At 73.6% G+C, this 20,204-nt stretch carries 15 protein-coding genes and 2 tRNA genes; 10 read left to right on the forward strand and 7 right to left on the reverse strand.

Going from position 1 to position 20,204, the window contains the following annotated elements; genetic code table 11:
* Positions 1-206: 206 nt before the first annotated feature.
* On the forward strand, positions 207-1,145 hold the full coding sequence (locus tag ACF9IK_RS05580) for a serine/threonine dehydratase (RefSeq protein WP_395293118.1): 939 nt from the start codon (positions 207-209) through the stop codon (positions 1,143-1,145).
* A 243-nt stretch (positions 1,146-1,388) separates the two neighbouring features.
* Here ACF9IK_RS05580 and ACF9IK_RS05585 read toward each other — a convergent pair.
* Both ACF9IK_RS05585 and ACF9IK_RS05590 read right to left on the reverse strand, forming a co-directional pair.
* A tRNA-Ser gene (locus tag ACF9IK_RS05585) sits at positions 1,389-1,473 on the reverse strand.
* Positions 1,474-1,483: 10 nt separating this feature from the next.
* Positions 1,484-1,556: transfer RNA gene (locus ACF9IK_RS05590), tRNA-Gln, on the reverse strand.
* 429 nt (positions 1,557-1,985) lie between these two features.
* Here ACF9IK_RS05590 and ACF9IK_RS05595 point away from each other — a divergent pair.
* The gene (locus tag ACF9IK_RS05595) at positions 1,986-3,701 is read left to right on the forward strand and encodes a serine/threonine-protein kinase (RefSeq protein ID WP_395293119.1); all 1,716 of its coding nucleotides are present in this window, start codon (positions 1,986-1,988) and stop codon (positions 3,699-3,701) included.
* 295 nt (positions 3,702-3,996) lie between these two features.
* Here the strand turns inward: ACF9IK_RS05595 and ACF9IK_RS05600 are convergent, their stop codons facing one another.
* Positions 3,997-4,248, reverse strand: coding sequence for a hypothetical protein (locus tag ACF9IK_RS05600; protein WP_395293120.1), 252 nt, complete (start codon positions 4,246-4,248; stop codon positions 3,997-3,999).
* A gap of 122 nt (positions 4,249-4,370) precedes the next feature.
* Entirely contained in the window at positions 4,371-5,696 is a 1,326-nt protein-coding gene (locus ACF9IK_RS05605; protein ID WP_395293121.1) for a DUF2254 domain-containing protein, read from the reverse strand.
* A 398-nt stretch (positions 5,697-6,094) separates the two neighbouring features.
* Here ACF9IK_RS05605 and ACF9IK_RS05610 point away from each other — a divergent pair, with 398 nt between their 5' ends.
* Positions 6,095-7,750, forward strand: a complete 1,656-nt coding sequence (locus ACF9IK_RS05610; RefSeq protein ID WP_395293122.1) for an APC family permease — start codon at positions 6,095-6,097, stop codon at positions 7,748-7,750.
* Positions 7,751-7,869: 119 nt separating this feature from the next.
* Here the strand turns inward: ACF9IK_RS05610 and ACF9IK_RS05615 are convergent, their stop codons facing one another.
* Positions 7,870-9,495: an FAD-dependent oxidoreductase gene (locus tag ACF9IK_RS05615; protein WP_395293123.1), complete on the reverse strand. Its 1,626-nt coding sequence runs from the start codon at positions 9,493-9,495 to the stop codon at positions 7,870-7,872.
* Positions 9,496-9,801: 306 nt separating this feature from the next.
* Here ACF9IK_RS05615 and ACF9IK_RS05620 point away from each other — a divergent pair, with 306 nt between their 5' ends.
* The 7 genes from ACF9IK_RS05620 (at position 9,802) to ACF9IK_RS05650 (ending at position 15,091) form a co-directional block, all read left to right on the forward strand.
* Positions 9,802-10,968, forward strand: a complete 1,167-nt coding sequence (locus ACF9IK_RS05620) for a SchA/CurD-like domain-containing protein (protein WP_395293124.1) — start codon at positions 9,802-9,804, stop codon at positions 10,966-10,968.
* 59 nt (positions 10,969-11,027) lie between these two features.
* Positions 11,028-11,462, forward strand: a complete 435-nt coding sequence (locus tag ACF9IK_RS05625) for a cupin domain-containing protein (RefSeq protein ID WP_395293125.1) — start codon at positions 11,028-11,030, stop codon at positions 11,460-11,462.
* Positions 11,459-12,715, forward strand: a complete 1,257-nt coding sequence (locus ACF9IK_RS05630) for a beta-ketoacyl-[acyl-carrier-protein] synthase family protein (RefSeq protein ID WP_395293126.1) — start codon at positions 11,459-11,461, stop codon at positions 12,713-12,715. Before ACF9IK_RS05625 ends, ACF9IK_RS05630 begins: the two co-directional genes overlap by 4 nt.
* 5 nt (positions 12,716-12,720) lie before the next feature.
* Positions 12,721-13,962 carry a beta-ketoacyl synthase N-terminal-like domain-containing protein gene (locus ACF9IK_RS05635; protein ID WP_395293127.1) on the forward strand — a complete coding sequence of 414 codons (1,242 nt, stop codon included), beginning with the start codon at positions 12,721-12,723 and terminating at the stop codon, positions 13,960-13,962.
* Between the two features lie 70 nt (positions 13,963-14,032).
* Positions 14,033-14,293 (forward strand): acyl carrier protein, encoded by a 261-nt coding sequence (locus tag ACF9IK_RS05640; RefSeq protein ID WP_395293128.1) that lies wholly within the window; start codon positions 14,033-14,035, stop codon positions 14,291-14,293.
* A 1-nt stretch (position 14,294) separates the two neighbouring features.
* Complete coding sequence (locus tag ACF9IK_RS05645) at positions 14,295-14,750, forward strand: SRPBCC family protein (RefSeq protein ID WP_395293129.1); 456 nt, start codon at positions 14,295-14,297, stop codon at positions 14,748-14,750.
* 5 nt (positions 14,751-14,755) lie between these two features.
* On the forward strand, positions 14,756-15,091 hold the full coding sequence (locus ACF9IK_RS05650) for a TcmI family type II polyketide cyclase (protein ID WP_395293130.1): 336 nt from the start codon (positions 14,756-14,758) through the stop codon (positions 15,089-15,091).
* A gap of 143 nt (positions 15,092-15,234) precedes the next feature.
* Here ACF9IK_RS05650 and ACF9IK_RS05655 read toward each other — a convergent pair whose 3' ends face one another.
* Both ACF9IK_RS05655 and ACF9IK_RS05660 read right to left on the reverse strand, forming a co-directional pair.
* Positions 15,235-18,219, reverse strand: a complete 2,985-nt coding sequence (locus tag ACF9IK_RS05655) for a condensation domain-containing protein (protein ID WP_395293131.1) — start codon at positions 18,217-18,219, stop codon at positions 15,235-15,237.
* Entirely contained in the window at positions 18,216-20,180 is a 1,965-nt protein-coding gene (locus tag ACF9IK_RS05660) for a non-ribosomal peptide synthetase (protein WP_395293132.1), read from the reverse strand. The genes ACF9IK_RS05655 and ACF9IK_RS05660 overlap by 4 nt, the downstream gene beginning before the upstream one ends.
* Positions 20,181-20,204: the final 24 nt, after the last annotated feature.

A 20,204-nucleotide genomic window follows, 5' to 3' on the forward strand; every position in this document is an offset into this window, starting at 1 on the left:
GAGGCCAGCCGGCCGCTGCACGCGCCGGCCCGGCGGAGCTACGGGCGGTCACGGCCGCCCTGCAGCGCTCGGGCGCGGGCACCCTGCCCGGGCGAGAGCGATCTTCACGCCACCGCCCGCACGACATAGGGTCGGCGGCGGCGGCACGGCCGACCGACTGACCGACCGACCGACCGACCCGCGCCTATCGACGGAGGGCAGGCAGGATGGACCAGCTGACGTACGACCAGGTCAGGGCCGCCGGCCGGCGGATCGCCGGCCGGGTGCGGCCGGTCGCGGTGGCGCCCGGGGACTCCGCCGGGCGGGTCTGGCTGGCCCTGGAGTACCTGCAGCACACCGGGAGCTTCAAGGCGCGCGGCGCGCAGAACTTCCTGCTCGCGCACGCCGAGGCCGGCAACCTGCCGACCGCCGGCGTGACCATCGCCTCCGGCGGCAACGCGGGCCTGGCCTGCGCCTGGGCGGCGGCCGAACTCGGCGTCCGGGCCACGGTGTTCGTCCCCGAGACGGCCCCCGCCGTCAAGGTGGACCGGCTGCGCTCGTACGGCGCCGAGGTGCGGCCGGTCGGCCGCGAATACGCCGAGGCGCTGGCCGCCTGCGAGGAGTTCGCGGCGTCCGCCGGGGCCCTGGCCGCGCACGCCTACGACCACCCGCTGATCGCGGCCGGGGCGGGAACGGTCCTGGACGAGATCTGCGCCCGGCTTCCGTCCCTGGACACGGTGGTGGTGTCGGTCGGCGGCGGCGGGCTGTTCGCGGGGGTGGCCGCGGCGGCGCGCGAGCACGGCGTCCGCGTGGTGGCGGTGGAGCCGGAGCACAGCCGGGCGCTGAACGCCGCACTGGCGGCGGGCGGGCCGGTCGACGTACCGGTGGCCTCGGTGGCGGCCGACGCGCTGGGAGCCCGCCGGGCCACCGCACTTGCCGTCGACGCCGCCCGACACCACGGCGTGCGTTCGGTGCTGGTGTCCGACGAGGCCATCGTCCGGGCCCGGCAGGCCCTCTGGGACGGGCACCGGATCGCCGTCGAACACGCCGCCGCCACCGCGCACGCCGCGCTGGAACTGCTGGACGAGCTGGACGGCGAGTGCATCGCCGTCCTGCTCTGCGGCGCCAACACCGACCCGTCCGACCTGGTCAACGGTCACTGGTAGGGCTTGGTCGGGTTCGTATGGGCGTGGGTATGTCGCGGTGGCAGGTCGGGCAGTGGCCGGCCCAGGTGGCGAGGACCAACTGCAGCTCGCGGACGATCTGGTGGAGGCTCAGGCCGCTGCCGTTCCTTTGGGGGCCCGGGCCAGCCTCCGGAGGGTGCAGAAGGCGTGGGCGAGGGCGACGAGGGTGACGTGGCGGTGCCAGCCGGTGTCGGCTGGCTCCTCCATGAACTGCCTTGTACTGCGCGGAGAGTGCGCGGATCGAACACGCGCCGGCTTTCACCCGACTACGGCTTAGCAAGCTGCTGCCTTACCACTCGGCCAACTCTCCGGGTACTGCGCCGCCGGACGAGGATCCGAATCCCGAGACTCCTGATTCAAAGTCAGGCGTGCTGCCAGTTACACCATCCGGCACTGCGGGGCGGCAACGCGAAGGCCGCCCGGAAGGGGTGCTCCCCCTGGGCGGCCTGGCACGTGATGGGTGCCGGTCTACCGCGTGGAGGGATGCCCCTGGCTCTGCGGGGAACCCGAAGAACGCTGATACGCGCGCCTGTTGCTCATGACGTGCGTTCCTTCCCGCGGCGATGGTTCCGGGCTAATGCGCCTACTCTGCGGCACGACCGCGAGCGTGGGCAACGGGATTCCACACGCGCTGGTCGCCGGGGAGTCGGCGGCGAGCCCGAGAAGACCATCGAGTTCATGGATCGCGCCCGAGTTCTCGGTGATCTGTACGATGAACGCGGCCTCTTCGTACACTCCCAGCGTGAACGAATCCATCGGCTACGCCAAGTGTTCGCTCGGTCAGCAAGTCCGTACGGCCCAGCACGTGAATGCGGGCGTGCGATGAGCTCACCGGTCTGGCCGGAGCCGCTCCGGCAGGGTGATCCGCACTCGGTAGGGGACTATCGGTTGGAGGGGCGGCTGGGCGGTGGCGGGATGGGGCAGGTGTTCCTGGGCCGCTCTCCCAGTGGCCGTCCGGTCGCGGTCAAGGTGGTGCGGCCCGAGCTGGCAGGCGATCCCGGATTCCGACGCCGCTTCGCTATAGAGGTCGAGGCAGCGCGCCGAGTCGGCGGGTTCTACACCGCCCAGGTGGTTGAGGCCGATCCCGATGCTGACCCGCCGTGGCTGGTCACCGCATACATTCCCGGGCCGTCGCTGCACCAAGCTGTCGAGACGAACGGCCCGCTGCCGCCGGAGGCGACCGCAGTGCTCGGCGCGGGACTGGCCGAAGGGCTCCGGGCGATCCACGCCTGCAACCTGGTGCACCGCGACCTCAAGCCCTCCAACGTGATCCTCGCCGACAACGGCCCCCACGTCATCGACTTCGGCATCACCCGCGCACTCGACGCCACCTCCCACACCCTCTCCCGCTCCGTCGTCGGCACCCCGTCTTTCATGTCCCCCGAGCAGGCGCGCGGCCACGAGATCGGCCCTCCCAGTGACGTGTTCTCCCTCGGACTTGTCCTGGCGTTCGCCGCCACCGGACGTAGTCCGTTCGGTACAGGCTCGGCCGAAGCGATCGTCTACCGCATCGTCCACGACGAACCCGACCTGACCGGCCTGCCGGCCTACCTGGCTGACCTGGTGCACCGCTGCCTGGCCAAGAGCCCTGAGCACCGCCCCGAGGTGGCCGACATCCTCAGGGAACTTGCCAGCCCCACCCAGACGACCGCCCAATGGCTTCCCGCGCCGGTCACGACAATGATCACCGAACGGCAAGTGCAGACCCTCTCGGCCCAGTTACCGTCTTCTCCTTCTGGTTCAGGTCCCCGAGAGAGGAGGACACCGGGCGGGCCCGGCAGCGGCCGTTCCGACGGATCTCCCCCTCAGCGGAAGCGATTCGGCTCCAACCTCGCATGGATCGGCGGCGCGTGCGTTGTCCTCATCCTCGGCCTGCTCGGCACCGCTGCCTTCGGCGGCCTGCCCTCCTTCTCGCACCGGCAGGCTTCCCCCACGTCGAGCGCCATGACCACGCTCAGTCCCACCCCCAGCCCCAGTCCCACCCTCACCCCGAGTCCCAGTCCCACCCCGAGTCCCAGCCCGACGCCCAAGCCCAGCCCCACCCCGGACGCCATTGGTCAGGTATTCGCAGCAGCCCGGGTCGGTGACTGCTTCCACGTAGGAGACGGACACCCGAGTGACTTCGCCCTCAGCCAGCCGGCCGACGAGTACAAGCCGGATATGGTGCCCTGCGACGCGTGGAACGCGTACTACCGAATCACGAAGGTACTGCCTACTGGCACTGAGTGCCCAGGGCCTCCCAAGGGAGGCAGTACGCAGTGGGTCCACTCTGGCGGCCCCCCTGACATCACCCTGTGCATCGACCGTCAATTCCGCGCCGGTGACTGCGTCCTTGGCTGGGGCAATGGCACTGGCAGGCTGGACACTGTCCGCCTGCTGGACGGTTGGTTCTGCGCCGACCGCCGCATTCCTTCCGGTGCTGACTATCTAGTGGAGATCTCACAGGTCCTCGGCCCAAACGAGGGCGAACAGTGCAATAACGCTAGCGCCCTCCAAGCCCTTCACGGCACCGTAACCTTGTGCCTCAGGGCGATCTGAATCGCTGTGGAGTAGGGCTGTCGGCGGTCTGGTCGGTGCCGAAGTCCGCAGCTGGATGAAGCCGTCCGATGGTAGGTCTTCTCCGGCCCGCGGGAGTAGTCGATCTCGTTCTTGATGCGGTGCCCGTCCGGTGACCGGCCCGGCACCGGCGGGAAGGTGCGCGGGATCACCGGCCCGAGCCCGTCGGCGCACACGACCGTCGCGCCGTCGGGCGGGCAGGTGTACAGGCCGGTGATCCGCGTTCCCTTCCCTCGAAGTCCCGGTCCTTCGAGCGGGTCCACGAGCGGGTACGGCGTCACCGCACGCCCTCGGCCAGACGAATCCACCGCACCTGCGAGCGGCCGACCTCGATCCCCAGCCGCCGGGCCTCCTCGGGCAGAGCGTCCGGCGTCCACTCCGGCGGCCCTGCCTCGTCGGCAGGGGCCAGTTCCCCGTCCGCCTGCCGGGTCGGCCGTCCGGGCGGCACCTGCTTGACCAGGGCGATGATCCGCGCCCGCATCACCAGATCCGCCGGCGCCTTCCGCGCCCCTGCGAGCCTGGCGATCACCCTCTCCTCGTCCGCCCCCACGGCAGGCCGAGCCCGCAACAACCCCGGCACACCCCACCCCCAGTCACCCGGAGATCCTCAACGCGCGCTCTATACACATCATTTGAGGAATCCAGCATCAGTCAGCCGATCCCCTGGCGGTCGGGCTTCAGCGCGAAGGCGCGGGCGTCCGGATCAGCCAGGTTCTCGGCCACGGCACGGTCCAACAGCTCTCGCTGATAGAGGAGTTCGCGGCGCCGCGGCTCGGGGGCGATCCGCAGCAGGTCGTCCAGGGCCGCGGCCAGCCGGCGGGTCACCTGGGGGTGGCCGGCGCCGCAGAGGCGGATCTCGGTGAACGCGAGGTCGACCACACTGCCCCAGTCCGGCACCGGTTCGACCAGCCGGACGGTGCCGGCCCTGTCGCGGTAGCAGAGGTCGCCGAGGCTCTCCTGCGCGACCATCCCGAGCAGTTGGTGGATCCGGTCGACGGCCTGGACCGCGGTGGTCGGGTCGTTGACGGCCGGTGAGAGCGCGCGGATCGCGATGTCCACCAACTGCCGGAAGCCGAAGCCGAGGTCCTGGTGCATCGTCCGCTCGACGCCCACATTGAACGCCTGGGCGATCCGGCGCGGGCGCGGCGGGCGGTCGGCGGCGCCCGCCACCCGGACGATCGGGGTGCCGGGGGTGACGAAGTCGCCGATCCGGGGCACGAGATGGAGCACCACGTCGTGCTTGCGGGCGATCCGCACCAGCCGGGCGATGTCGATGTCGCGCAGCACTCCGGACCGACCCTCGTGCAGCAGGGTGGGAGTCCCCTCCGGGACGGCCGGCGGCCGCGCCTCGGGCGGCATCAGCCGGTACTGGCGGACGACGGCCACCGACTCGTCGGCGATCCGGTCGATGACGTGCGGCACGCGCAGCAGCCGCATGGTCGCCTGCACGTAGAGCACGAACAGCCCGAGGCTGAGCAGCACCAGCAGCACCGCGGTGAGGCCGGAGAACAGCGGCACCGCGGTGACCTCGGCGGGGTCGGTGGAGTCGTCGTAGCTGAGCTGGACCAGCAGCGAGAACAGGAAGGTGGCGAGGCAGACCGAGAAGGTCGCCTTGGTCAGCCGGCTGCGCACGTAGAGCCTGAGCACGCGCGGGGAGAACTGGCTGGCGGCCATCTGGAGGGCCACCAGGGAGATCGAGAACACCACGGCGATGAAGGTGAGCATCGCCGAACTCACGGTGGAGACCACGCTCCTGGCCGCGCCGTTGAACCGCATCAGCTCGTCGGCCGAGCCGGTCTCGGCGACGGTGGCGGAGACCGCCTGCTCGTCCAGCCAGGCCGCGACCGAGGCGAGCAGCACGGCGCCGAGGCAGGACAGCAGCGGCGCGAACCAGAACGAGTCCCGCAGGTGCTCGCGCAGCGGCGAGAGCGGGCGGTAGCGGACCGGACGCGGCGGACCGGACGTGCGATCAGTCATCGCCCCAGGCTAGGGCGGGGCGGGGGCGACGGCGGGCGCGGACACGACACCGCGCGCGGTGGTGGCGCATACCGTAGCGGACGAACGACCCCGGCGGCAGTAGCCGTCACCCGTCCGGGCCAGCATCACTATGCACGGCCCACCATTCCTATAACTCGATTCGCCGTCAAGAGTGCACGATCCCGGGGCGAACCTCAATTCGCGCTCAAGTACTGAACTTACTCATCAGTTACGTAACACATGTATGAACTGAATGCCCCCTACCTGCAGCGATACAGGGGCGAAGTAGGTAAACATTCAGCAAAAGAATCTGTGCAGAGGCCTATGAATACGCCTACTGTGTGGCGACTCTCCAACGCTCCGATGGCCGGGGCCCCCACACCACAGAGAGATTTCGCATGGCATCCCTCAACCAGCTCTCCCCGCCGAGCACCGGTACCGACCCCGGTACCACCAACCACCGCTCGCTGCGCCGCGAGGTCGGACTGATCGGCCTCATGTGGGCCTCGGTCGGCTCGATCATCGGCTCCGGGTGGCTGTTCAGCGCCAAGAACGCCTCCATGGTCGCCGGCCCCGCCGCCCTCATCTCCTGGGGCATCGGCGCCATCGCGATCGCACTGCTGGCGTTCGTCCACGCCGAGCTCGGCGGCCTCTTCCCCGTCGCGGGTGGCACCGCCCGCTACCCGCACTACGCCTTCGGCGGCCTGGCGGGGATGTCCTTCGGCTGGTTCTCCTGGCTTCAGGCGGCGACCGTCGCGCCGATCGAAGTCTTCGCCATGATCAACTACGCCACGCACTGGTCGTTCGCCGAGGGCCTGCAGCGGCCCGACGAGACGCTGACCACCAGCGGCCTCATAGTCGCCGTCTTCCTGATGGCCCTGTTCGTCGCGGTCAACTTCCTCGGGGTCAAGGTGCTCGCCCGCACCAACAGCATCACCACGTGGTTCAAGATCGCCGTCCCGCTGGCGACGATCTTCGTCCTGGCCATCACCAACTTCCACCCGGGCAACTTCACCGATCACGGCTTCGCGCCGTTCGGCATCAAGGGCGTCCTCACCGCGATCAGCACCAGCGGCATCATCTTCGCCCTGCTCGGCTTCGAGCAGGCCCTGCAGATCTCCGGTGAGAGCCGCAACCCCAAGCGCGACATCCCGCGCGCCGTCATCGGCTCGGTCAGCATCGGCACCCTGATCTACGTCCTGCTCCAGGTCGTCTTCATCGCCGCGATCCCCGCCGCGAGCCTCGCCGGCGGCTGGGCCGGCCTGGACTTCGAGGGCATCAGCCGCCCCTTCGCCGGCCTGGCGATGACCGTCGGCCTCGGCTGGCTGGCCTACGTCCTCTACGTGGACGCCATCGTCTCCCCCGGCGGCGCCGGCCTGATCTACACCACCTCCACCTCGCGCATCTCCTACGGCCTGAGCAAGAACGGCTACGCGCCGCAGGCCTTCGAGAAGGTCGACAAGAACGGCGTCCCCTACTTCGGCCTGATCATGTCCTTCGTGACCGGCGTGATCTGCTTCCTGCCGTTCCCGAGCTGGCACGAGCTGGTCGGCTTCATCACCTCCGCGAGCGTGCTGATGTACGCCGGCGCCCCGCTCGCCTTCGGCGCGCTGCGCCGCCGCCTGCCCCACCGCGAGCGGTCCTACCGCCTGCCCGGTGGCGCCGTCATCTCGCCGCTGTCCTTCGTGGTCGCCAGCCTGATCATCTACTGGTCCGGCTGGGAGACCCTGTACCGCCTGGGCTTCGCCATCCTGATCGGCTACCTGCTGCTCGGCAGCTACGCGCTCTACGCGATCCGCAAGGGCCTGCCGAACGCCCCGCGCCTGGACTGGCGGGCCGCCCAGTGGCTGCCGGCCTACCTGGTGGGCCTCGGTGCGATCTCCTGGCAGGGCCCCTTCGGCGGCCAGGGCAACATCCCGATGTGGTGGGACATGCTCGTGATCGCGGTCTTCGCCCTCGGCATCTACTTCTGGGCGATCCGGGTCGCGCTGCCGGCCGACGTGATCGAGCAGAACATCGAAGACGTGGAGGTCGTCGACGCGGGCGGTCACTGACGCACCCCACCGCCCCTCGACGATCGCCCACCCGAGGCACGGGCCCGCCGGTTCACCGGCGGGCCCGTGCCCGTGTCGCCGCCCGCCCGCCTCAGGCCCCCCGGGCGGGCCTGGAAGGGCTAGATCTTCAGCACCGCACGCAGGGCCGCCGCCACCGCCGTCTCCGGGTCCGCGACCGCGCCCTCGGAGCGCCAGGCGACGAAGCCGTCCGGGCGGACCAGCACCGCGCCGTCCGGGCGCACGCCGTGCAGCTCGGCGAAGTCCGTCCCGGGCTCGGGCGCCAGGTCGTCGTCCGCGCCGGTGCCGATCCGGTAGGCGTCCAGCGGGACGGCCAGCCGGTCCGCGGCCCGCCGGGCGGCGTCCGGCCAGTCCGCTCCCTCCGAGCCGGTGAGCAGCACCATCGCCTGCTCGTAGAGGTCGAGCGTGGACAGCTTCACCCCGGCGCGCAGCAGCCACTGGTGCGGTGCCCGGCTGCCGGGCTCGCCGTTGGCCCCGAACTGCTCCGGCACCACCGGGCCGGCCGGGTCCGTCCCGACCACGGCGCCCGCGGGATAGCGGTAGCCGAGCGCCACCGCCAGCACCCCGGCCTGCCGTCCGACACCCGGCACCACCGCGTACCCGGGGTGGCTGTGCTCGGCCGACCGGGCCGAGGCCCGCTCGCTGGTGACCCGCGCCACCGGCTGCCGCTCCCGCCCGTACGACTCCAGCAGCTCCGGACCGGCCCAGCCGCAGAGCACCGCGGCCAGCTTCCAGGCCAGGTTGTGCGCGTCCTGGATGCCGGTGTTGGAGCCGAACGCGCCGGTCGGCGACATCTCGTGCGCGGAGTCCCCGGCCAGGAAGACCCGGCCGCTGGAGTAGCGCTCGGCCACCCGCTCGGCTGCGTGCCAGGGCGCCTTCCCGGTGACCTCCACCTCCAGGTCCGGGATGCCGACCGCGGCCCGGATGTGCCGGACGCACCGCTCGTCGGTGAACGCCTCCAGCGGCTCGCCGTGCTCCGGGTGCCAGGGCGCGTGGAACACCCACTCCTCGTGGTTGTCCACCGGCAGCAGCGCGCCGTCCGCCTCCGGGTTGGTCAGGTAGCAGGCGATGAAGTGCCGGTCGCCCACCGCCTCGGCCAGTCGCTTGGCCCGGAAGGTGATGCTGACGTTGTGGAACAGCTCGCCCTTCCCGGACTGGCCGATGCCCAGCCGCTCCCGGGCCGGGCTGCGCGGACCGTCCGCGGCGACCAGGTACTGCGCCCGGACGGTCCGCTCCTCACCGGTCTCCCGGCTGCGCAGCAACGCCGTGACGCCCTCGGCATCCTGCTCGAAGGAGACCAGCTCGGTGCTGAACCGCACGTCTCCGCCCAGCTCGCGGGCGGAGCGAAGCAGCACCGGCTCCAGGTCGTTCTGGCTGCACAGGCACCACGAGCTCGGGCTGAACCGGGCCAGCCGCCCGCCCGGGTCGATCTCCCGGAACAGCCACTCCTGCTCCGAGCCGGTCAGCGAGGGGGCCTGCAGGATGCCGTGGTTCGCGGCGAGCACCGAGGCCGCCTCGCGGATCGCCGGCTCGATCCCGGCGCCCCGGTAGAGCTCCATCGTACGGACGTTGTTGCCTCGGCCACGCGGGTGATGCGAGGTGTCGGAGTGCTTCTCGACCAGCAGGTGTCTGACACCCAGTCGGCCCAGGAAGAGTGAGGCCGACAGCCCGACCAGCGAGCCGCCGACGATCAGGACCGGCACCCGGTCGTCAACCTTCGGATTCATCAATTGCTCCAGCCTGTACGGGGGTTCGCGGCCCGGCTACGGGGCACGGCGCCGCCCTCGGCGGGGCCGGACGGACAGCGGCCCCGTCCTTCCATCCCCCGTGCCGGGGGCGTTCTGCCGCCTCTTCGCTCGGATGGCCCGCATATCTCGCGCAACCCGTGGGGTCCGCGCACGATCGACTTCAGGCCTGGCGCCGAACGCCGAGGCCGACCGCCACCGCACCGCCCTCCTCCCCCACCGGGCGCAGTCCACGGAACGCCGCCCGGCGCGACCCTTCGTGGGCGACCCAGAAGCAGAAAGTGGATCATGACGACTCTGTCCGAACCGCAGACGCAGCAGCACGCCGAGACCGACACCCGGCTGCGCGTGATGCTGATGCTCGAAATCAAGGACGGCGCCCAGCAGCGCTTCCTCGACGTCTACGAGAAGCTGCGCCACCAGGTGGCCTCGGTCCCCGGCCATGTGAGCGACCAGCTCTGCCAGTCGATCAACGACCCGCGACAGTGGCTGATCACCAGCGAGTGGCGGGACCAGGAGACCTTCCTGGAGTGGGTGGACAGCCCCGCGCACCGCGAGATGGTCAAGCCGATGCACGGCTGCGTCAGCGACACCTTCCGCTCGCTGCGCTACTCCATCCTCCGCGAGACCTCCGCGGCCGGCACCACCGGCACCCGCGCCCCGATGCCGGTACCGCCCGGCCTGCCCCGCACCGAGACCCCCGGGCACGTCGGCCCGCCGCAGGCCGCCCCCGGCCCGGACGGCGTGGTCCGTCACGCGCTGACCTTCACCGTCAAGCCCGGCAGCGAGCACGAGGTGGCCAGGATCCTCTCCGGCTACACCTCCCCCAAGGCCGAGGTCGACGAGACCACCCGGCTGCGCCGCACGTCGCTGTTCATGCACGGCAACCGGGTCGTCCGGGCGGTCGAGGTGATCGGCAGCCTCGGCGACGCGCTGCGCCACGTCGCGATGCAGCCCGAGGTCCGGGCCGTCGAGGAGGCGATCAACCCGCACCTGGAGGAGGCCCGTCAGCTGGGTGACCCGCAGTCCGCGCGCGCCTTCTTCGCCAAGGCCGCGCTGCCCGCGGAGCACCAGGCGATCGCCGGCTCCCCGGTGTCCGGCCGGCTCCACCGGCACGCCGTGCTGTACCCCGTGAAGCCGGGCAACGCGCGGGCGGTGACCGAACTGCTGGCCGAGCACGACAACCTCGCCACCACCGACCCGACCGGCCCGGTCGCGGCGAGCACCGTCTTCCACCGCGACGACATCGTGGTCCGCCTGGTGGACCTGCGGGTCCCCGCCGAGGCCGACCCGGCCGCCGCGCTCGGCGTCGCGGGCGAGCGGGAGGCCACCGTCCTCGGCCGGCTGCTCGACCTCGGTGCGGAGGGCGACCTGCGCACCGTCGCCGGCCTGAGCGCGTTCCTCGCCGCCCACTCGATGAGCCCGGTCACCGACCGGAGCTCGCACATGGACTGACGGATCGTCCGTCGCGTCGCAGGACCGGAAGACCAGACCCCACACTCGGAGGAACAACCATGACCAAGCAGTACCCACGGATCGTGCACGTCGACGAGGCCCCGGAGAACCGGCGGCGCGGCGGCGACCTGCGCGCCATGCTCACCCCCACCACCTGCGGCGCGACCAGCGGGTTCATGGGTCTGGCCATCGTGCAGCCCGGCGAGCGGATCGGCGAGCACTACCACCCGTACTCCGAGGAGTTCGTCTTCGTGGTGTGCGGCGACCTGGAGGTGGACCTGGACGGCGAGACCCGTCCGATCAAGCCCAACCAGGGCCTGATGATCCCGGTCAACATGCGCCACCGCTTCCGCAACGTCGGCGACACCGAGGCCCGGATGGTCTTCCACCTCGGCCCGCTCGCGCCGCGGCCGGAGCTCGGCCACGTCGACACCGAGGAGACCGAGCCGGCCGTCGCCTCCGGCCCGCCGGAACACGCCAAGGTCGCTTCGTGACACGGCGTGTCGCCGTCACCGGGATCGGTGTGGTGGCGCCCGGCGGTGTGGGCGTGCCGGCCTTCTGGCGGCTGCTCACCTCCGGGCGCACCGCCACCCGGGGCATCACGCTCTTCGACCCCACCGGGTTCCGCTCCCGGATCGCCGCCGAGTGCGACTTCGACCCGGCGGCGCACGGGCTGGGCCCGGATGAGGTTCAACGGGCTGACCGATACGTGCAGTTCGCGATGGTGGCGGCGGACGAGGCGATCGCCGACGCCGGGCTCGACCTGGCCGCGGAGGACCCGTGGCGGGTCGCCGTCTCCCTCGGGACGGCGGTCGGCGGCACCACCCGGCTGGAGCACGACTACGCCCTGGTGAGCGCCGGCGGCGACCGCTGGGACGTCGACCACCGGCAGGCCGAGCCCCAGCTGCACCGGGCGTTCGCGCCCAGCACGCTGGCCTCCGCGGTCGCCGAGCGCACCGGCGCGCACGGCCCGGTGCAGACCGTCTCCACCGGCTGCACCTCCGGGCTGGACGCGATCGGTTACGCCTTCCAGGCCGTCGAGGAGGGCCGCGCCGACATCTGCATCGCCGGTGCCTCCGACTCCCCGATCTCGCCGATCACCGTTGCCTGCTTCGACGCCATCAAGGCCACCAGCGAGCGCAACGACGATCCGGAGCACGCCTCCCGCCCCTTCGACGCCCACCGGGACGGCTTCGTGCTCGGCGAGGGCGGCGCCGTCCTGGTGCTGGAGGAGCTGGAACACGCCCGCCGGCGCGGCGCCCGGATCTACGGCGAGATCGGCGGGTTCGCCACCTTCGGCAACGCCTACCACATGACCGGCCTCACCCAGGAGGGGCTGGAGATGTCCCGGGCGATCGACGAAGCGCTCGGCCACGCCCGGGTCGACCGCACCGACGTCGACTACGTCAATGCGCACGGCTCGGGCACCAAGCAGAACGACCGGCACGAGACGGCGGCCGTGAAGCGCTCGCTCGGCGGGCACGCCTACGAGACGCCGATGAGCTCGATCAAGTCGATGGTCGGGCACTCGCTCGGCGCGATCGGCGCGATCGAGGTGGTCGCGTGCACCCTCGCCCTCGCCCACGGCGTGGTACCGCCGACCGCCAACTACGAGACTCCGGACCCGGAGTGCGACCTCGACTACGTGCCGCGCACCGCGCGCGAGCTGCCGCTCCGTCACATCCTGTCGGTCGGCAGCGGATTCGGCGGATTCCAGTCCGCCGTCGTGTTGAACAGAACGGGGTGATCTCCATGACGTCACGTCAACAGGGCCGCCGGGCGGTGGTCACCGGCCTCGGCGTGGTGGCGCCGAACGGCGTCGGGACCGACGCCTTCTGGAAGGCCACCACGCAGGGCGTGAGCGTCCTCGACCGGATATCCCGGGAGGGCTGCGCGCACCTTCCCCTGCGCATCGCGGGCCAGGTAAGGGACTTCGACCCGGCTTCGGTGATCGACAGCCGTTTCCTGGTGCAGACCGACCGCTTCACCCACTACGCGATGGCCGCCGCCGACCTCGCGGTCGCGGACGCCGGGTTCACCCCCGACCCGGAGCAGCCCTTCGGCGTCGGCGTGGTGACCGCGGCCGGCTCCGGCGGCGGCGAGTTCGGCCAGCGCGAGCTCCAGCAGCTCTGGGGCCAGGGGCCGCAGTTCGTCGGCCCGTACCAGTCCATCGCCTGGTTCTACGCGGCCAGCACCGGCCAGGTCTCGATCCGCGGCGGCTACAAGGGCCCGTGCGGGGTGGTGGCCAGCGACGAGGCCGGCGGCCTGGACGCCCTCGCCCACGCCGCCCGTGCCATCGAGCGCGGCACCGACGCCGTGGTGGCCGGCGCCGCCGAGGCGCCGCTGGCGCCGTACTCGATGGTCTGCCAGCTCGGCTACCCCGAGCTGAGCCTCGCCCAGCAGGCCGACCGGGCCTACCTCCCGTTCTCCTCCGCGGCGGTCGGCTTCTCGCCCGCCGAGGGCGGCGCGATGCTGCTGATGGAGGACGAGGAGTCGGCCCGCCGCCGGGGCGCCGCCGTCCGGGCCCACCTGGCCGGACACGGCGCGACCTTCACCGGTGCCTCCCGCTGGGAGGAGTCCCGGGAGGGCCTGGCCGCGGCGATCCGGATCGCGCTCGACCAGGCCCGGATCTCCGCGGAGGACGTCGACGTGGTCTTCGCCGATGCCCTCGGCGTCCCGGCCGCGGACCGCGCCGAGGCACTCGCACTGGCCGACGCCCTCGGCCCGTACGCCGAACGCGTGCCGGTCACCGCGCCCAAGGCCGGCACCGGGCGGGCCTACTGCGGCGCGCCGCTGCTGGACACGGCCGCCGCCGTCCTGGCCATGGAGGACGGCGTGGTGCCGCCGACCCCCAACGTCACCGAGGTCTGCCACGACCTCGCCCTGGTGACCGGCCGCGCCCGCCCGGCCGAGCTGCGCACCGCCCTGGTGCTCAGCCGCGGGCTGATGGGTTCCAACTCCGCGCTGGTGCTCCGGCGCGGCGAGCAGGCCTGACCGCACCCCGTCTGGCCCACCCGGCTCACCCGGCAGACCCGGTGAGCCCACCTACGGAAGGGAACAACCCGTGAGCAACACCCTCACCCATCCCGAACTCGCCACGCTGATCCGGGCCCGAGCCGGCGTCGTGATCGACCCCATGGACCTGGAGCGCCCGGGAGCCAGCTTCGACGAGTTCGGCGTGGACTCCCTCGGTCTGCTCGGCGTGGTCGGCGAACTCGAGAACCGGTACGGCGTGAAGGTCACCAACGGCGCCGAGTCGGCCAAGACCCCGGCCGAGTTCCTGGAGCTGGTCAACTCCGCCTTCACCGCGAAGGCCGGTGCCTGAGATGCCCGGACACACCGACAACGAGATCGTCATCGCCGCGCCGCTCGACCTGGTCTGGGAGATCACCAACGACCTGGAGAACTGGCCGCAGCTGTTCAGCGAGTACGCCTCCGTGGAGGTGCTGGAGCGCGACGGCGACCGCGTGCGCTTCCGGCTCACCATGCACCCCGACGAGAACGGCCAGGTGTGGAGCTGGGTCTCCGAGCGCACCACCGACCGGTCCTCGCTCGCGGTGAACGCGCGCCGGGTCGAACCCGGTCCGTTCGAGTTCATGGACATCCGCTGGGAGTACGCGGAGGTCCCGGCCGGCACCCGGATGCGCTGGGTGCAGGACTTCTCGATGAAGCCGACCGCGCCGGTGGACGACGACGGCATGGTGAACCACATCAACCGCAACTCGCGCATCCAGATGCAGCTGATCCGCGAGAAGGTCGAGAAGAAGGCCGCGGAGGTGTGAGCCCGATGACCCACCGCGCACTGATCGTCGCCCGGATGAAGCCCGGGGCGGCCGACGGCATCGCCGAGGTGTTCGCCGAGTCCGACCGCGGCGAACTGCCGCACCTGATCGGCGTCACCGGGCGGAGCCTGTTCCAGTTCGGCGACGTCTACCTGCACCTGATCGAGGCCGACCGCCCGCCCGGCCCGGCCGTCGCCAAGGTGATCGGCCACCCGGAGTTCCGGGCCGTCAGCAACGCCCTCACCGCCTACGTCCAGGCCTACGACCCGGCCACCTGGCGGGAGCCCGAGGACGCCATGGCGCGCGAGTTCTACCGCTGGGAGCGTCCCGGCCTCAACTGACCGGGGCCGGACGGCCAGGTCTCGGACGGCCGGGTGCCGCCCGGACGGGCCCGCACACGCCGGTGTCCCGCAGGATCTCCTGCGGGACACCGGCGTGCCGTGCGTCGGGGCCGGGGCCGGGGCACGGCGGGTCCGGGGCCGGCTCAGCCGGTCATGGCGGCGAGGACGGTGCGCCAGTCCTCGCCCGGCTCCGGCCGCAGCAGGTCGGCGAGCGCGTCCGAGCGGTAGCGCCAGGGCCGCAGCAGCTCGGGGTCCGCGTCCGCCGCCTCCTCCAGCTGGCTGGACGAGCCCAGCAGCCGGACCAGCTCGGCGGTGAACTCGGGCCAGGGGACGTGCCCGGAGACCGCGTTGACGATCCGGCCGGCCGCGCGGGCCGTCCCCGCCGCGCCGTCCGCACATCCCGCGACCGCCCGGGCGAGGGCCGCCGCGTGCACCCAGCAGGCCACGTGGTGGTCCGGGCCGGCGCCCGGCGGCGGCGCCGGCAGCGCGATCGGCCGGCCGGCCAGGGCGGCCTGGTAGAGCGCACCGGTCGCACCCCACCGGAGCTGGTCGCGCAACCGCTGGTGCGGTCCCCAGACCAGCGGGGAGCGGACCACCGCCCCCGGGCCGCGGCCACCGGTGCCGGCCGCGGCCAGCAGGATCCGCTCGCACTCCGCCTTGGCCCGCCCGTACGGGCTGACCGGCTCGGAGGCCGGCGCGCCCTCGGGGACCTCGTGCACCGCCGGGCGGCCGTAGGCGTCGATGCTGCTGACGAAGACGAAGGGGCCGCTGCCCCGCCAGCCGTCCACCAGGACGCGCATCGCGGCGACGTCGACCGCGTGCTCCGTGAAGGTGCAGGCGGCGTGGATCACCGCGTCTACGCCCTCCACCGCACGGCGCAGGCTGTCCGGGTCGCCGAGGTCCCCCTCGGCGACCTCGGCACCGCTGCGGGCCACCAGGTGCGCCGACTCCGGCCGGACCAGTGCCCGCACCGGTCGGCCCTGCGCCGTGAGCTCCTGCAGCACCGCCGCGCCGACCCCGCCCGTGGCTCCGGTGAGCAGCACCGTCCCGACCCGGGTGGTACCGGCCGTCGGCCCGGTCCGCAGGACCGAAGCCGCCCGGCGCTCGGTGGCGCGCTCGTCGAGCAGCGCGGCCAGCGCCCGAGGGGTGCGCTGCTCCAGCACGTCCAGGCCGGTCAGCGGAAGTCCGGCCCTGGTCCGCAGGCGCTCGGCCAGCTGGACGGCGACCAGTGAGTGGCCGCCCAGCTGGAAGAAGTCGCCGTCCGCCGGCGGCCTGCCGCCCAACAGCTCGGCGAAGGCGTCCCGGACCGCCTCCAGCCGCGGCGTGGGGGCCGGCGGCTCCGCCGGGGCGGGCGCTGCGGGGAGTCGGGCGGGATCGAGCCCGCCGTCGGCGGTGCGCGGCATCGCGTCCAGCAGGGTCACGGCGGCCGGGAGCCGGTCCGCCGGGAGCCGGCGGCGCAGGGCGGCGCGCAGATCGGCGCCGCTCGGTGCACCGGGGCCGCGGACGACGGCATAGGCGACGGCCCGGCCGGCCGCGGGGTGCACCACGGCGGCGTCGGCGACCCGGGGGTCGGCCAGCAGCGCGGCGACGGCGGGGTGCGGCGGCTCCGACGCGGCGCCGGGCTCGGTGCCGGCGGGCGCGGCGGCGGGGTCGGCTTCGGGCGCCGCTGAGGCGGGCTCGGCCGCGGACTGCGGCGCCGCGGGTGCCGCCGGGGCGAGCCGGGCGCCCGGCAGCGCCGAGAGGCGGTGGGTCGGGTCGGCCGCGACGGCGGCGAGCAGCTCGGCGAAACCGGCGAGCAGTCGGCCGGCCGGCTCGGCGTCGAGGGCGGCCGGGTCGTGCTGGAGCAGGCAGCGCGGCCGGGGGCCGTCCTCGACCAGCAGCGTGAGGCCGAACTTGGCGAGCCCGAGGTCGATCTCGACCGCCTCCCCCGTCAGGCCGGGCAGCGCCAGGGGCTCGGCCGGGCGGACGACGTCGCAGCTCACCGCGAGCGGCGGGGTGCCGTCGGCTCCGCGGGCGGTGGCGTCGAGCCGGGCGACGACCAGGTCGAACGGGACGTGCTGGTGCTGCTGCGCGTCCAGCTGGGCCGCCCGGACGCCCGCCAGGACCTCGGTGAACCGCGGATCGCCGGAGAGGTCGGCGCGGACCGGCAGGGTGTTGACCTGGAGGCCCACCAGGCGGCGCAGTTCGGGCCTGGCGCGGTGGCCGCCGGCGCAGCCGACGGTGAGGTCGGGCTCGCCGGTGGCGATCCGCAGGGTGGCGAAGGCCGCCGCGAGGACGACGGTGAAGAGGGTGGCGCCGTGGCGGGCGCCGAGCTGCCGCAGGCCGTCGAGGGTGGCGGCCGGGAGCGGGGCGGTGTGCAGGGCGGCCCGTCGCTCGGGGGTGCCGGGCGGTACCGGGCGTAGCAGTGGGAGCGGCCGGGTGCCGGCCAGCCGGGCGGCCCGCTCGTCGGCGGCGGCCGCCAGCTCGGCGTCCCGGCCGCGCTCCCAGCGGGCGTAGTCGGCGTACTGCGGCCCGGGGTCGGGCAGGTCCGCCGGCCGGCCCTCGACCGCCGCCGCGTACAGGACCCGCAGGTCGGCGGTGAGCACGGGCAGGGAGCCGCCGTCGACGGCGATGTGGTGGACGGTCAGCAGCAGGGTGTGGTCGTCCGGGGCGTGCCGGAGGGCGAGTGCACGCAGGACCGGGCCGGTGGCGAGCTCGAACGGGTGCGCCGCCTCCTCGTGCAGCAGAGCCGGGGCGTCCTGCTCGGCGGCGGGGACGACGGCGACCGGCACCCGGACGACCGGGCCGATCTCCTGGCAGGGCCGGCCGTCCCGCTGCCCGTACCGCGTGCGGAGCACGGCGTGGCGGGCGGTGAGCGCGGTCAGCGCGGTGGCGAGGGCCTCGGGGTCGAGCGGGCCGCGCAGCCGGGTGGCGAGCGGGACGTGGTACCGGGCGCCGCCCTGGCCGAGGCTGTCCATCAGCCACATCCGCTGCTGGGCGTGGGAGAGCGGGGCGGGTTCGGCGGTGGCAGCGCGGGCGAGCGGCCGTGCCGTCCGGGCGCGTTCGGCGCCGGAGCGGCGGCGGGCGCGGGCCAGCAGGTCGGCCTGGCGGGCGGCGTGGTCGCCGGGGTGGCCGGTGGCGGAGGTCATCGGGTCGGCTCCAGGGGGTGCACGGCGGGCGCGGTCGCGGGCTCGCCCGCCGCTGGAGCACCCGCCTCGGGGTCGTCGGGCGCTGCGTCGCCGGCCGCTGCGTCGTCGGCCGCGAGCAGGGCGCGCTCGATCAGGGCGGCCTGGCCGGCCACCGTGGGGTGGTCGAGGAAGTCGCCGAGCGGGAGCTCGACGCCGAGGTCCTCTCGCAGGTCGTCGACGACCCACATGGCCAGCAGCGAGTGGCCGCCCTCGGCGAAGAAGTCCGCGTCGGATGCGGTCACCGGGCGCTCCAGCGCCCGCGACCAGGCCTCGGCGACGACCTGCTGGATCGGCGTCAGGGACCCGGCCGCCGTGGCCGGCTCGGCCTCGCCCGCCGGGACCGGTGCGGTGTCGTCCGCGGCGAGCGCCCGGCGGTCGACCTTGCCGGTCCCGGTGAGCGGCAGAGCGTCCAGGACGATCCAGGCGGTCGGCACCAGGTGGGCCGGCAACCGCTCGGCCAGTCGGCGGCGGAGCGCCTCGGGTGCCGGCCGGGTGCCCTCGGCCGGCACCAGGCAGGCGGTCAGCGCCGCGTCCTCCCGGCCGGCCCGGCGGACCACCACGGCGGCCTCGGCCAGCTCGGGGAAGGCCCTCAGCGCGTGCTCGATCTCGCCGGGCTCGATGCGGAAGCCGCGCACCTTCACCTGGTCGTCGAGACGCCCGTGGAACTCCAGGGTGCCGTCGGGCCGCCGGACGGCGAGGTCGCCGGTGCGGTAGGCGCGGCCGATGCCGGGCAGGTCCCGGAACCGCTCGGCCGTCAGCTCCGGCCGGCCCAGGTAGCCGAGGGCCAGCCGGGTGCCGGCGATCCAGAGCTCGCCGCGGGTGCCGTCCGGCACCGGCGCCTGCCCGTCGTCCAGGACGTGGGTGCGGGCGCCGCCGAACGGACGGCCGATCGGCACGGGGCCCGCGCAGTCGGCCGGCTCCACCCGGTGCAGGGTGGCGAAGGTGGTGGCCTCGGTGGGGCCGTAGCCGTTGACCAGGGTCAGCCAGGGGAACGCCCGGAGCACCGCGCCGGCGTGCTCGGCGGCCAGCGCCTCGCCGCCCGCCACGACGGTGCGGAGCACGCCGAAGATCCGGGACCGGCGGGCGGCCAGCTGGTGGAAGAGCGCGGTGGTGAGGAACGCCGTGGTGACGCCGAACCGCTCGACGTCCCGGGCGAGCTCCTCGGCGGTGGGCCGCTCGGCGGGCGAGACGGCGACGGCGGCGCCGCGGGCCAGCGGCGCCCAGAGCTCGAAGGTGGCGGCGTCGAAGGTGGCGGGCGAGTGGAAGAGCATGCGGTCGCCGGGACCGAGCACCACCGAGTCCGGCGCGGTGGCCAGGTCGGCGACGGCGGCGTGCGGCACCTGGACGCCCTTCGGACGGCCGGTGGAGCCGGAGGTGTAGTGCACCAGGGCGACCGCCTCCGGGGTGGCGGCGGGACGGTCGGCGAGGACGGCGGCGGGCGACCCGGCGGCCGGGCCGCTCTCGGTCGGGCCGGTCTCGGTCAGGACGAGGACCTGATCGTCGGCCAGTCCGGCGTCCGCGAGCAGCGCCTTGTCGCCCAGGGTTATCCGGACGCCGGCGTCCCCGGTCATCTCGGCGATGCGCGGCCGGGGGTAGGCCGGGTCGAGCGGGACGACCTGGCCGCCCGCCCACCAGACGGCGAGTTCGGCGACGACCAGCCGGGTGGAGCGGGCGCAGAGCAGCCCGACGGCACTGCCGGGGCGGACGCCCCGGTGGGCCAGCTCGGCGGCCAACCGGCGCGCCGCGTCGACGAGTTCGCGGTAGGTCAGGCTGATGGAGCCGTCGGTCACGGCCAGCGCGTGCGGCTGCTGTCCGGCGTGCCGGGCGATCAGCGCGGGGACGGTGGCGGCGGGCTCGGCGGCGGCGGTGGCCGCGGCCGGGCGCTCCGGCGCGGGTCCGCCCAGGGGGGTGGGAGCAGTCATGGGTGTCTTCCCTTCCGGGCGCCC

Source organism: Kitasatospora hibisci, assembly GCF_043950205.1.
Classification (GTDB): Bacteria; Actinomycetota; Actinomycetes; order Streptomycetales; family Streptomycetaceae; genus Kitasatospora; species Kitasatospora hibisci.